The 12,382-nt window shown below is 67.8% G+C and carries 18 protein-coding genes and 1 pseudogene; 4 read left to right on the top strand and 15 right to left on the bottom strand.

The window, feature by feature from the left end; translation table 11 throughout:
* From rpl10e to NO978_RS08490, 3 genes and pseudogenes are all read right to left on the bottom strand, one after another.
* Window positions 1-184 (bottom strand): annotated as a pseudogene (gene rpl10e, locus NO978_RS08500) (50S ribosomal protein L16); the annotation flags it as partial.
* Between the two features lie 110 nt (window positions 185-294).
* On the bottom strand, window positions 295-525 hold the full coding sequence (locus NO978_RS08495; RefSeq protein WP_257299134.1) for a helix-turn-helix domain-containing protein: 231 nt from the start codon (window positions 523-525) through the stop codon (window positions 295-297).
* A 615-nt stretch (window positions 526-1,140) separates the two neighbouring features.
* On the bottom strand, window positions 1,141-1,335 hold the full coding sequence (locus tag NO978_RS08490) for a cold-shock protein (protein WP_089732034.1): 195 nt from the start codon (window positions 1,333-1,335) through the stop codon (window positions 1,141-1,143).
* Window positions 1,336-1,441: 106 nt separating this feature from the next.
* Here NO978_RS08490 and NO978_RS08485 point away from each other — a divergent pair, with 106 nt between their 5' ends.
* The 3 genes from NO978_RS08485 (at window position 1,442) to NO978_RS08475 (ending at window position 2,514) form a co-directional block, all read left to right on the top strand.
* Window positions 1,442-1,663 carry a hypothetical protein gene (locus NO978_RS08485; protein ID WP_257299133.1) on the top strand — a complete coding sequence of 74 codons (222 nt, stop codon included), beginning with the start codon at window positions 1,442-1,444 and terminating at the stop codon, window positions 1,661-1,663.
* A gap of 23 nt (window positions 1,664-1,686) precedes the next feature.
* Window positions 1,687-1,926, top strand: coding sequence for a hypothetical protein (locus NO978_RS08480; protein ID WP_257299132.1), 240 nt, complete (start codon window positions 1,687-1,689; stop codon window positions 1,924-1,926).
* Between the two features lie 63 nt (window positions 1,927-1,989).
* Entirely contained in the window at window positions 1,990-2,514 is a 525-nt protein-coding gene (locus tag NO978_RS08475) for a hypothetical protein (RefSeq protein ID WP_257299131.1), read from the top strand.
* Between the two features lie 3 nt (window positions 2,515-2,517).
* Here the strand turns inward: NO978_RS08475 and NO978_RS08470 are convergent, their stop codons facing one another.
* The 5 genes from NO978_RS08470 to NO978_RS08450 form a co-directional block, all read right to left on the bottom strand.
* Window positions 2,518-2,997 (bottom strand): cupin domain-containing protein, encoded by a 480-nt coding sequence (locus NO978_RS08470; protein ID WP_257299130.1) that lies wholly within the window; start codon window positions 2,995-2,997, stop codon window positions 2,518-2,520.
* Window positions 2,998-3,059: 62 nt separating this feature from the next.
* Window positions 3,060-3,515: a YbhB/YbcL family Raf kinase inhibitor-like protein gene (locus tag NO978_RS08465; protein ID WP_303647249.1), complete on the bottom strand. Its 456-nt coding sequence runs from the start codon at window positions 3,513-3,515 to the stop codon at window positions 3,060-3,062.
* Window positions 3,516-3,701: 186 nt separating this feature from the next.
* Window positions 3,702-3,827: a hypothetical protein gene (locus NO978_RS08460; RefSeq protein ID WP_257299128.1), complete on the bottom strand. Its 126-nt coding sequence runs from the start codon at window positions 3,825-3,827 to the stop codon at window positions 3,702-3,704.
* Between the two features lie 58 nt (window positions 3,828-3,885).
* On the bottom strand, window positions 3,886-4,122 hold the full coding sequence (locus NO978_RS08455) for a hypothetical protein (protein WP_257299127.1): 237 nt from the start codon (window positions 4,120-4,122) through the stop codon (window positions 3,886-3,888).
* 86 nt (window positions 4,123-4,208) lie between these two features.
* Window positions 4,209-4,601 (bottom strand): methylglyoxal synthase, encoded by a 393-nt coding sequence (locus NO978_RS08450; RefSeq protein ID WP_257299126.1) that lies wholly within the window; start codon window positions 4,599-4,601, stop codon window positions 4,209-4,211.
* Window positions 4,602-4,682: 81 nt separating this feature from the next.
* Here NO978_RS08450 and NO978_RS08445 point away from each other — a divergent pair, with 81 nt between their 5' ends.
* A complete protein-coding gene (locus tag NO978_RS08445; RefSeq protein WP_257299125.1) occupies window positions 4,683-6,113 on the top strand; it encodes a right-handed parallel beta-helix repeat-containing protein in 1,431 nt (476 codons plus the stop codon).
* Window positions 6,114-6,292: 179 nt separating this feature from the next.
* Here the strand turns inward: NO978_RS08445 and NO978_RS08440 are convergent, their stop codons facing one another.
* From NO978_RS08440 to NO978_RS08410, 7 genes are all read right to left on the bottom strand, one after another.
* Complete coding sequence (locus NO978_RS08440) at window positions 6,293-6,994, bottom strand: cytochrome c biogenesis protein CcdA (protein ID WP_257299124.1); 702 nt, start codon at window positions 6,992-6,994, stop codon at window positions 6,293-6,295.
* Complete coding sequence (locus NO978_RS08435; protein ID WP_257299123.1) at window positions 6,991-7,497, bottom strand: thioredoxin family protein; 507 nt, start codon at window positions 7,495-7,497, stop codon at window positions 6,991-6,993. The genes NO978_RS08440 and NO978_RS08435 overlap by 4 nt, the downstream gene beginning before the upstream one ends.
* 121 nt (window positions 7,498-7,618) lie before the next feature.
* Window positions 7,619-8,758, bottom strand: a complete 1,140-nt coding sequence (locus tag NO978_RS08430) for an acyl-CoA dehydrogenase family protein (RefSeq protein ID WP_257299122.1) — start codon at window positions 8,756-8,758, stop codon at window positions 7,619-7,621.
* A 66-nt stretch (window positions 8,759-8,824) separates the two neighbouring features.
* Window positions 8,825-9,523, bottom strand: a complete 699-nt coding sequence (locus tag NO978_RS08425) for an ABC transporter ATP-binding protein (protein ID WP_257299121.1) — start codon at window positions 9,521-9,523, stop codon at window positions 8,825-8,827.
* Window positions 9,520-10,332: an ABC transporter ATP-binding protein gene (locus tag NO978_RS08420; protein ID WP_257299120.1), complete on the bottom strand. Its 813-nt coding sequence runs from the start codon at window positions 10,330-10,332 to the stop codon at window positions 9,520-9,522. The genes NO978_RS08425 and NO978_RS08420 overlap by 4 nt, the downstream gene beginning before the upstream one ends.
* Window positions 10,329-11,522 (bottom strand): branched-chain amino acid ABC transporter permease, encoded by a 1,194-nt coding sequence (locus NO978_RS08415; protein ID WP_257299119.1) that lies wholly within the window; start codon window positions 11,520-11,522, stop codon window positions 10,329-10,331. Before NO978_RS08415 ends, NO978_RS08420 begins: the two co-directional genes overlap by 4 nt.
* On the bottom strand, window positions 11,519-12,382 hold the full coding sequence (locus NO978_RS08410) for a branched-chain amino acid ABC transporter permease (RefSeq protein ID WP_257299118.1): 864 nt from the start codon (window positions 12,380-12,382) through the stop codon (window positions 11,519-11,521). Before NO978_RS08410 ends, NO978_RS08415 begins: the two co-directional genes overlap by 4 nt.

Genomic DNA, 12,382 nt, shown 5'->3' with positions numbered 1-12,382 from the left:
GACGGAGCTGGCACTCCTCTTCGAGGACCAGCGAGATCTGGACGGGCCAGTCGTCGGCGTCGCTGGCGGTGTCGCCCATCTTGTGCTGTGCGATCTTCGAGCCGGGGATGCCGGTGATGTACTCACGCCGGGTGTACGCGGGCTTGGAAATCTCCCGGTACATCGACGCCGGTTTGTCGGACATGGTTATTACGGGCAACTGAGGCCGAGCGCGCGAATAAAGGCTTCGAAGCGCAGTCACAGCGAAAAGCAATCGGTCGCAGAGTCGCAGAAGACGGAACCGGAACGGCGGGCTCAGCTGGCGGCGTAGCAGCCGCCGTCGCATTCGACGAGCCCGGAGTCGGTCAGCGAGCCGAGGACCGAGAACAGTGCGAGCTTCGGGATGTCGAGCGACTGCTGCATCTCGTCGACGGTCGACTGCCCAGTGGTGTCGAGGTAGAGGTAGATCAGCTTCGCGGTCGGCGAGGTCAGCTGGGTCGGAATCGGTTCGGTGGTCTGTCTGAGGACGGCGCGTTGGGTGCTCATCGTACTACAAGCGACGTCTGCATCGAATATAAAGTTATGCCCTATGCGATGAAAATACCTAATACTACCTTCGATACATAATGATACACTTTCTCACGAGCGGGTGTGTATCACACAGTAGCCGTCGGAAACTTCGAGGCCACAAGACGCGGTCGCTCGTCGATGTGTAGGACACGGGGACGGCGGCCGTGCAGCCACTCACGGCCGCCGTCAGAGCATGAGTGACGGCAGCACACGGAGACCCTGCGGACTCGCGTCGGCAGGTGCACTCCAGCGCACAGCGGGTCACCGCTGCACTCGACGATATGTGCCGGTGTATTAAAATCTTGCCCAATAGCGCAAGTTTGGACACTTATATTCCTATAATAGTTCTGGGACCGGGGGTAAAATCTACTAAATCTGGGTAAATGTGTCTGTGTGGGGTGCGCGAACTCGAGAAACTGTCCGTTCGTGTAGGAGCCCGGCGTGCCCGCCGTCGAGTGTCGTCACTCGCGGTCGAGCAGCCGTGCGGAGGATGGATGCGAGGAGCGGTGCTCCTCGTGGTCGAAGTTGTGGCTCGCGCCGAAAGAGGCGCGAGCGTGAATCGAATCGTGGTCGTCCGTTAGGAAGCGACGCTCAGAGACGGGTTACGTTCTTCGCGCGCGGGCCCTTCGGGGCGTCCTCGATCTCGAATTCGATCTCCTGTCCCTCTTCGAGGTCCGGTCCGCCAACGTCCTCCATGTGGAAGAAAACGTCCTCGTCCGCGTCCTCAGTCTCGATGAAACCGTAGCCGCCTGTGTCGTTGAAGAAGTCAACCTTGCCTTTCGCCATTGCAACCGGACCAACGAGCGGGAGACCGATAAGGCTTCCGCGTTCGGTTCGAGCGACCAGCTGGCCGGAGACCGGCTGATTTCGGGCGATTGAGTGCCTCTCGGCGATGTTCGTGCCGGAGACTGCCGCGAGTGACCGGCCGGAGGAGTCAGTAGGGGCCGGGACCGCCGGCGGTCGTCGTGCCGGTGGTCGTCCCCGTCGGCCGGACCCGGGAGCCATCGCTCGCGAGCTGGTTGGCGTTGCACGGCTGCTCGTCGAGCGCGCGGACGGGAAGGAGCCGCGTTCTGCCTCGCCGTGGAAAGGTCTCATCGACGACACATTTAAGTGACTAGTCTCTGATTTGAGCCCTGTATGGAGACGACATCCGAATTCGACGGAAGCATGGCCGGGCTAATCGTGGGGCTGCTGATCTGCCTGCCGGTTGGCATATACTACTACATCAGCAACAAAGAGGAGATGTGGGTCTGTCCCGAGTGCCGCGAGGCCGTCCGGATGGGTGCAGGTACCTGTCCGAACTGTGGCGAGAACCTCGACGATGTCGGTGGCATGGGCCACGAGCACGGCACCGAGAACGAGACAGAGGAGTTCTAGGACCGCCCGTCCGGCGTAGTTTTTTGTCGGTCGCCCTCCCGGTCAGTAACGGATACCACTCACATGTCGAACCCACTCGAACGGCTCGTGCAGTACGTCTGGCAGCGAAAGCCCATCGTACTCGCCCACCACCCGTCCTGTGCGTACTACTCGCACCACACGTTCGAGCTCTACGGCGCACAGCTCTGTCTGGGTTGCTTCGTCGTCTACCCGGTCGGTCTCGCCTCGCTCTCGCTCCTGTCGCTGCTCTACCTGATGGTCCCGAGTGTGTTCGTCGTCCCGACTGTCGCGCTGTACGCCGTCGCGGGGGCGCTGGCCGCCCCCCTGCTCGTCTCGAAGGCGCTGTTCGACGTCCGGAGCATCCGCTGGCAGATGGTGACGAAAGCACTGCTGGCGGTCGGACTCGCCGTCGCCGCCCTCCCGTTGCTCTTCCGGCCCGCCGACCGGCTGGTCGGTGCCGTCCTGTTCGTCGGCTTCCTGGTTCCCTACGTCGGCTACAAGGGGCTGACCGCACTCGACGACTGCCAGGGCTGTCCCGAACTCGAGGACCGGCCGCACTGCTCCGGGCTGGAGTTCGAGTGGGACTAGGCCTCACTCGCCCTCCCAGTAGTCCACGTCGTCGCCGACGCGGTAGTAGCCGTGGACGCTACGCTCGCCCGATCCGCCCGGCGGCGAGCCGGCGTACACGCCGATCTTCTCGGAGTCGGGGTACACCGTCACGTCCGGCTCCGTCATGGTCGACATCGCGAGGTACCTGACAGGTCCCTCGCTGTCGTTGACGACCCTGTGGGCGCCGCGTTCGTCCGCCGGGAGCGCCACGTAGTTACCCGCCTCGAGCGGGACCATCTCGCCGTCGAGCCGGAGCGTGCACTCTCCGTCGAGGACGTACATCGCCTCCTCGTTGCCCGTGTGGTAGTGGTAGGGCCACGACTTGCCGCCTGCGGGTAGCTCGTAGAGGCTGCAGCCCAGCGACTCGCCCCCGGCCGGCTCGGCCAGCTTCTTCCGCCGGAGGGCCTCCTCGCCGTCGCCGACCATCGTCCACTCCATGTCGTCGCCGTTGACGATTGGCATAGGTCGACGTTCTGGCAGTACCGGGGTAAGCGTTCGGACGACCGACGGGGGTCGTCCCGAACTCAGGCGGGGTAGGTCCCCTCGAGCTGGGTCTGCCCGACGATGTGGTCCGCCATCGCCTCGCCGAGCGCGTCGGCGTCGGTGTCGACCGGTAGCGACAGCGCCGAATCGAGCGCGAACAGTTTGAACCGGTAGCGGTGCTCGCGGTCCGGCGGGTTCGGGCCACCGTAACCCACCTCGCCGTAGTCGTTCGTGCCCTCCATCGCGTCGCTTGGCGTCCAGTCTTCGGGGACCTCCCGGCGGTCCGGCGGGACGTTCCAGACCACCCAGTGGTCCCACACCTTCCCCGCGGGCTCGACCGCGTCGGGGTCGTCCATCACTAGCGCGAGCGTGACCGCCTCGTCGGGCACGTTAGCGATGGCGAGCGGCGGGTTGACGTTCTCGGCTCGGTAGCCGTACTTCGCTGGAATCCGTTCACCGTCGTCGAACGCTGGGCTCGTGAGTTCGAGTGCTGTCATTTTGGTCACCTCTCCACGCGCGGGATTCCCGGGCGACGAGCCGTCGAGACCGATACAGCCGGTCGCGAGCGCACACGCTCCCGCGACGAGCGCTCGCCGCGTGACCGGTCGGTCGCGCCGCTCCTGCACGGTCGCCAGTTCGTCGTACTGGTACAAAAATACAGGAGCGTGTGTCGCGCGCGGGGGTTACGACCCGAGCCAGCGCGCGAGACCGCCGGCCAGCACGACCAGTGCACCGGTGATGAACGTACCGGGAATCGGGAGCACGAACAGTCCGAGACCAGCTGCGATGGCGACTGTGGATGCGTTCATGTTGTTGGACGGGTGGACGGCCGCGTGACAGTGACTACGGCCCGACACGAGCTACTCGCTACGACTGGAACGGCTCCCCGTCGCGGTGATTGTCGGGGTTCTCCTGCTCACTCGCCTCCTTCTCACGGAGTTCGGACTCCTGCTCGATATCGTGTTGCTGCTGTCGTTCCTCAGCTCGACGCTCCTCCTCGCGAGCCTGGGCCGCGGCCGCTTCGCGTTCCTCCTCGTCGGCGTCGTCGGCCGTCTCCAGGTCGGTGTCTTCCTCGATGTCGATGCCGTGGGATTCCTCACTCATGCATCGGAGGGACGGCTGCGAGCCGATTCAAAGCCGGGCCTACACAGAAAGCCACGGGAGCCCCGGCTGGAGAACCGACGACGCGTTCACCCGTCGAGGTCCACGCCATCCTCCTCGGCGACGCCGGCGAGCAGGTACTCCGCGCCCGACCGGGTCGTCGCCAGCGGCGTGTCGTGCACGTCACAGATACGCAACAGCGCCGAGATGTCGGGTTCGTGCGGCTGTGCGGTGAGTGGGTCGCGCAGGAAGACGATGCCGTCGAGGCGTTCGTCGACGACCTCGGCACCGATCTGGAGGTCGCCGCCCATCGGGCCGGACGCCTTGCGTTCGACTTCGAGCCCGGTCTCAGCCTGGATACGCGTGCCGGTCGTCCCGGTCGTCACGATGTCGATGGTCTCCAGGTACTCGCGGTGCGTGCCGGCGAAGTCGAGCATCTCCGGCTTCTCGTCGTCGTGGGCGATGAGCGCGATGCGTGTCATGTCTCCCGTGACGGGCGCTGCCGGCAAGAGCGTTCCTCCGACGGCGAAAACAGCTATACCCCGGACGCGACAGAGAGGCCCATGGGCAGAGATGTCACACGGCGGCGGCTGCTCGGCGCGGGAGCCACCATCGGACTGGGGAGCATCGCCGGCTGTTCCGGCGATGGCGACGCCGGGACGGCGACCGAGACGGCCGACCCGACCACCCGGGCGACGACCGCGCGGACCACCGAGGAGACGACGACGGAAGACGAGGAGCCAGTCGTCGCGGACGGCTCCGGGCTGCTGCCGGCCGCGTACGTCGTCACGAAGGAGGACGGCGAGATACGCGCCTACGACGGGCAGACGCTGGCAGTCGCGTTCAGCGGCGAGGCCGGCGCGGAGGACGGGCGCGTCCTGCAGGCGACGTTCGACGCGCTGGCGGACGCCCCCACCGAGGGCGGTCGGGTGTTCATCCGCCGCGGCGAGTACACGCCGGACCGCCAGCTGGACGTGGCCAGCAGCTACACCGAGGTCCGCTCGGAGTTCGCGAAGCTGACGTTCCAGGACCACCCCAGGGACGACGGCGAGTCCCAGACCGACTTCGCCATCGAGGCACGCGACGGACCCATCGAGCACGTCACGATTCAGGGACTCGTCCTCGACGCAAACAAGGACGAACGGTCGACCCGGACCCGGACGGCGGACGTCCGGGCCGACGTCAGTCACGTGACGTTCCGCGACTGCATCGTCTTCGGCGGCAGGAGCGTCGACGGCGACGGCGGCTACGGCATCGGCGAGGACGACGACGCCGACTACGTCACCATCGACAACTGCGTCGTCCGCGACAGCGACCGCCACGGCTACCACACGTCCGCGCCCCACCTCCGCATCGTCAACTCGACGTTCCTGAACAACGCGAGGGAGACCGGCGACGTGTTCGACCTCGCCGCGACCGACGCCGTCGTCGCGAACAACCACTTCGAGGGCAACGGCCACGGCATCAAGATCGACGACTCAGACCGGGCGGGCGGCAACATCGTCGTCACGGGCAACGTGTTCGTCGACAACTACCTGCCCGACGTCGCCTCCGGCCAGATAGAGTTCACCGACACGACCGTCGAGTCGGTCCAGATCTCGGACAACACGTTCGTCCTCCCGGACGTCGCCGCGAGCGAGACGTCGGCGCACGTCCTCTTCGACTCCGACGAGTCGCTCGGGAGCGTCCACATTCGGAACAACCACTTCGAAGGTGGCGGCCCCCAGACACTCACCTGGTTCCGGGAGACCGGCCGTCGGATTCGGACGCTCGTCGTCGAACACAACACGTTCGAGCGGATCCCTGACGACGTGGGGCTGCTCGCCAGCGCGGAGCGCCTCCTCGTCCGCGACAACCTGTTCGCGTGCAGCGGTGGCAGCGGGACGCTGGAGATCAAGGAGTGCTCGACGGGCGTCGTCTCCGGGAACGTGAGCTACGACGCCAGCATCGACGTGCGGGCGGAGCTCGTCGTCGAGCGCAACCACGAGTTCTGACGGCCGCGAAAAAATACAGTCGAAGGTGTTCTGCGAGCGTTACCCGGTGCTCCGGGGAATGGTTCGGCTGCCGGTCCCGGTCGCCGTGGGCAGGCAGTCGTGCCCACCGACGACCGTCGTCGCGTGCCACCAGGTCCTCGCGGGATACATCGTCGTCCGCCGTGACGTGTTCCGGCGAGTCACAGCCCAAACGTCGCCAGCCCGTCGAACACGAAGAGGTAGTAGTAGAGCTGGACGACGCCGGCGACGACGAGGACGACGCCAGCGACGCGGGTGAGCCGCCCCGTCGAGGCGGAGAGCCGCCGGAGGATGGCGGCCCGCCCAACTGCGGCGAGCAGCGTCACCGCGAGCATCAGCAGGCTCATGCCGGTCGCGTACGCGCCGAACAGGAGCACCGCGCCGGTCGGGCTCGCGTTCAGCGCGACCCCCGCGATGGCGACGAACAGCGGCGCGGTACAGCCGGCCGCGGCCGCGGCGTAGACGACGCCGAAGGCGAAGAAGCCGCCGACCGACCGCCGTCGCTCGGGCAGCGGGAGGTGCATCGTCGGCTGGAACCGGCCGGTGGCCATCCCCAGCCCGAGGCCGATCAGCACCACGCCGACGACGAGTTCGAGCGTACTCACGTTCGAGAGCGCGCTCGCTCCGAGGGCCCCGGCGACCCCGGCGAGGAGGGCGTACACGAGGAAGAAGCCGAGGCTGGTGACGCTCGCGACGACGACGGCCCGGCGCAGGCGGGTCGCGAGCGAGCGCGTGGTCGACTCCTCGTCGCCTTCGCCGAGGAAGTACGCGACGTAGCCGGGGAGCAGCGGGTACGCACAGGGGGCGAGGAACGTGAACACTCCGGCGCTGAACGCGAAGGAGAGCTGCGAGACCCCGATCACGACCGGGCACGCTCGACGGCGGCGGCGATGTCCTGCGAGCGGGCGAGGCCGGTGTGGTCCCACACCTGCTCGCCGTCGGCGTCGAACACGAACAGCGTGGGGAACCCGCGCGGGTCGTAGGTGCTCGACGCCTGCAGTTCGGGGTCGAGCAACACGGGCCAGTTCCCGTCGTGCTCGCGCCAGAACGTCCGGACGGCGTCGCGGTCCGACTCGGTCGTGATGGAGCGCATCGGGAGGTCGGGGAACTGCTCGCGGACCGCCCGAAGCTCGGTCATCTGGGGCTTGCACGGCTGGCACCACGTCGCGAAGAAGTCGAGCACGACCGTGTTGCCTGCGGGCTGGACGACGACCTCGTCACCGGGGGAGCCGTTGACGTCCACCGACGCCAGGGCGAGGTCGTCGCTCGTCCCGCTGCCGGGACGGAGCGAGTCGAGGCAGCCGGCCAGCCCGGTCGCCAGACCGAGGCCACCGGCGCGGAGGACCGACCGACGGGATGGCTGCATACGCGACAGTAGACGGAGCCCCCATCAATAGCCTTGCGCCGGTCGTGGGACGATATCTCACGACCGCGTTGCGGTTACGTCGCTGTCGTGCCCGCCGCCCACTCCGGGCTGGTAGGGTAGGCTACAGCAGCTGGTCGGCGATGATGTTCTTCTGTATCTCGCTGGTGCCCTCGTAGATCTTCGTGATGCGGGCGTCGCGGTAGAACCGCTCGACGGGGTGGTCGGTGACGAAGCCCGCGCCGCCGTGGACCTGGATGGCCTCGTCTGCCACGTCGACGGCGTGCTCGCTGGCGAACAGCTTCGCCATGCTGGCGAACTTCGCGGCCACGTCGTCGTCGCCCGACTCGACGTGGGTCGCGGCGCGGTACGCGAGCGACCGGGCGGCCTCGACGTTCGTCGCCATCTCGCTTATCTTGTGCCGGATGGCCTGGTACTCGCCGATGCGCTGGCCGCCCTGCTCGCGCTCGCCGGCGTAGTCGACGGCGGCGTCGAGGGCGGCCTGGGCCGTACCGATGGCCTGTGCGGCGACGTTCGTCCGGCCGTCGGCGAAGAAGGCCATGAGCTGGTAGAACCCCTTGCCGACCTCGCCGATGACGTTCTCGGCCGGAATCCGCACGTCGTCCAGCACGATCTCGGCGAGGTCCGATGCGCGGATGCCGAGCTTGTTGTCTATCTTCGTCGTCTCGAACCCGTCCAGCCCGGTCGGGACGAGGAACGCAGTGATGCCCCGGTGACCCGCCTCGGGGTCGGTCTTGGCCATGACGACGGCCACGTCGGCGACGGTCCCGTTCGTTATCCACATCTTGTTGCCGTTCAGGACCCACTCGTCGCCGTCCTCTTCCGCGCGCGTCTCGATGCCGGCGACGTTCGATCCGTGGGCCGGCTCGGAGATGCAGGAGCAGGTCGCGGACTCGCCCGACGCGACCCGGGGGAGCCACTCCTCTTTCATCCAGTCGTCGCCGAACTCCTGTATCATCGTCGAGCCGAAGCCCCGGGAGCCGATGGCGCTCCCGATGCCGGGGTCCGCCCGCCACAACTCCTCGGTGACGACGACGCTCTCGAGCAGGTCCATCCCGGCACCGCCGTACTCGGGGTCGATGGTCGGCGCGACGAGGTCGTACTCGGCGGCCTGCTGGACGAGGTCGTGCGGGTACTGCTTCTGCTCGTCGTGTTCGCGGGCGACGGGCCGGATCTCGTTCTCGCCGAACTCGCGGACCGCGTCGCGGATGGCCCGCTGTTCGTCGGATAGCTGGAACGACATACCGTAGCATGGGGTTCCATCGTAAAGAATCTGTGCCAAAAAGTTACGACTGTTAAACCCCCTGGCTCAGGTCCCGAGGTACACCTCGCGGACGTACTCGTCGTCGCGGAGCAGGTCCGGGTCGCCGTCGCGCTGTACCTGCCCGTTCTCCAGCAGGTAGACCCGGTCCGCGTGTCTGAGCGCGAACGTGACGTTCTGCTCGCAGAGCAACACGGCGACGCCGTCGTCGCGGATGCGTTCGAGCCCGTCGCTGATGTCGTCGAGGACGACGGGTGCGAGCCCCAGCGTCGGCTCGTCGAGCACGAGCAGTTCCGGGTCACCCATCAGTGCCCGACCGATGGCGAGCATCTGCTGCTCGCCGCCGCTCATCGTCCGCGCGGGCTGGTCGCGGCGCTCCTCGAGGCGCGGGAACAGCCCGTAGACGGCGTCGAGTCCTGCCCGCGCGTCCGAGCTTCCGTAGGCTCCCAGCGTGAGGTTGTCCTCGACGGAGAGGTAGCCGAACAGGTCCCGCGACTCGGTGCAGTGGATGAGGCCGCGCCGGACGAGGTCCTGCGTCGACAGCCCGGCGATGTCCTCGTCCCGGTAACTGATGCGCCCCGAGTAGGGCAGGAAGCCCGAGACGGTGTTGGCGAGCGTCGACTTCCCCGCGCCGTTCGGCCCGACGACGGCGACCATCTCGTCGTCGCCGACGGTGAGGGCCACGTCGCGCAGCGCGGTGATCTGCCCGTAGCGAACTTCGAGGTCCTCGACGGCGAGGGTCGTCACAGCCCGTCACCTCCGAGGTAGGCCTCCTGCACGGTCGGGTCGTCCCGTATCTCCTCCGGGGTGCCCTCGGCGATCTTCGCGCCGAACTGGATGACGACCGCGCGGTCGATGAGCGAGAGGAGGCCCCGCATGTTGTGGTCGACGACGACGAGCGTGATGCCTTCCTGGCGGAGCGACTCGAACAGCTCCGACAGCTCCGCGACCTCGCTCCCTGCGAGGCCGGCGAACGGCTCGTCGACCAGCAGCAGGTCGGGGTCGGTCGCGAGCGCACGGGCTAGCTCCAGCCGGAGCATCCCCGCGTGGGGCAGCTCCGACGGCGTCTGGTGGAGCCGGTCGCCGAGCCCGACGCGCTCGCACATCTCCACGGCGCGCTGGCGGGTCGTCCCGCGCAGCCCCGACAGCGAGAACAGCCGGTCGGGCGTCAGCGCGAGCGTGACGTTCCCGACGACGGTGCGGTCGCGGAGCGGTCGGAACGACTGGAACGTCCGTGCGAGGCCCCGGCCGACCAGCTGGTGCGTCGCGACCCCGGTCACGTCCTCGCCGCGGTACCAGACGGTGCCGCTCGTCGGTCGATAGGTGCCGGTCACGCAGTCGAACGTCGTCGACTTCCCGGCACCGTTCGGCCCGATGAAACCCAGTATCTCGCCCTCCTCGACGGCAAAGGAGAGGTCGTCGACGGCGGTCAGTCCGCCGAAGCGCTTCGTCAGGTTCTCGATGACGAGCAGGCCGTCGTCCGGGCCGTACGTGTCGGCCGCGTCGTCGCTTGCGTCGTCCCAGTCTGTCTCGGGGCCCTCGGAGTCCGTGCTCATCGGCGGTCACCTCCGGCGGACTCGTCGGGCCCGGGCTCTGCGCCGGGCACACGGGCCTGCATCGCGGCGACGTCCTCGCGCCACGACTCGCGGACGGCGGCGAGAGCGTCGCGGTCGGGCGGGTCGCGCCCGCCGTCGGTCGCCGTATCGCGTCCCCTGATGTTGTCCAGCGCCGCGCCGCCGCCGTGGACGGCCCAGCGGACGATGCCGCCCGGCAGCGCGAACAGCAGGACGAGCGTCACGAGCGAGAACAGCAGCAGGTCGACGTCGGCGACGGCGGTGTCGACGACGGGGACGACGTACTCGACGGTGCCGAGGTAGAGCTGGAACAGCCGCAGGAAGATGCCTGCGATGGCCGCGCCGACGATGGTGCCCATCCCGCCGAGGATGGCGGCGATGATGACCTCGATGCTCACCGTCAGTGCGAGCAGCTGTGAGGGGTTCGGGTTCCCGACGGGCGTGTGGACGAACACCGCGCCGGCGAGGCCGCCGACGGCGGCGCTCAGTGCGAACGCGAACACCTTGAACTTCGCCGGGTTGAGCCCGGAGGCGGCGACGGCGTCCTCGTCCTCGCGGATGGCGGTGAACACCGCCCCGGCGTCCGACCGGGTCACCGCGAGCAGCACGGCGAGGATACCGACGAACAGCGCGAACGCGAGGTAGTAGTTCGCGACCAGCGTGACCGCGAGGTCGTCGAAGTCGAGGATGGGAGCCGGCGAGTCCAGCCCGAGCTCGCCGCCGAACGTGTCGCTGAACAGGATGAACACGTTCAGGAGGATGGTCGGCGCGACGAGGGTCACCAGCGAGAAGTACGGCCCGCGCAGCCGCAGTGCGGGGACGCCGACGAGTAGCCCGGCGACGACGGTGACGACGACGGCGACCGGCACCGTCACGACCGGCGGCAGCCCCAGCTCGAGGTTGAGCAGGGCCGACGAGTAGCCGCCGATGGCGAAGAAGAAGGCGTGCCCGAAGCTGATCTGGCCGGTGTAGCCCGACACCACGTCCCAGCTCATCGCGAACATCGCGAAGAACAGGGCGATGGTGAGGTTGCGGACCCAGACCGTCGGCACGAGGTAGGGTGCGACGGCGAGCAGCACGAGGCCGACCACGCCGGCCTGGTGGCGGATTCCGTAGCGTCGCGGGTCGAGCAGCCCGACGAGGCCGCGGGTGGCGGTCGCGTCGGCGCTCATTCGGCGAGCTCCCTCCCGAACAGGCCCTCCGGTTTGACGAGCAGGACGAGGATGAGCAACAGCAGCGGGACGAGCCCGGTCAGGCGCGTGTTGATCGCGCCGGTCACCACCTCGGCGGTCCCGATGACGTACGCGCCGACGAGGCTGCCCTTCACGCTCCCGATGCCGCCGATGACGACGATGGCGAAGGAGAGCATCAGCGGCCCGCGGCCCATCGCGAAGTTCGCGGTCTGGAACGAGCCGAGGAACAGGCCGGCGACGCCGGCGAGCCCGCCCGCGACGACCCACGTGTAGAGGTTGACGCGGTCGCTCTCGATGCCGACGAGTGCGGCCCCCTTCGTCGTCATGCTCGTCGCGAGGATGGCCTTGCCCGTTTCCGTGTTGTTGATGGTGTAGAACAGCCCGGCGATGATGACCCACGAGAGCGCGAACACGACGAGCAGGTTCGTCTGGAACTTGCTCCCGCCGAGCGCGACCGTCCCGTCGAGCAGCGACGGGATGGACTTCGGCTGCGTGCCCTCGGCGACGAGGAACACCTGCTCGACCGCGATGGCGACGACCAGCGTCAGTATCATCACCATGACTGGCTGGTCCTGGATGCGCTCGATGAGCCCCTTGTAGACCGCCGCGCTGAACAGCGCCGGGACGACGATGGCGGCGAGGACGGCCCCGCCGACGCCCGCCTCGACGATGCCGCCGCTCGCGTAGTAGGCGGCGAACGCGCCGAGGGTGATGGTCGCGCCGTGGGAGAGGTTGAGGACGCCACCGACGCCGAAGATGAGCGTGAACCCGATGGCGACCAGCGCGTACAGCGCGCTGATGATGACCGAGTTCACGGCCAGTGTAGCCACGTCGACCAT

Source organism: Haloarchaeobius sp. FL176 (genome assembly GCF_024609245.1).
Classification (GTDB): Archaea; Halobacteriota; Halobacteria; order Halobacteriales; family Natrialbaceae; genus Haloarchaeobius.
This window is presented reverse-complemented; position numbering and strand designations above follow the sequence as displayed.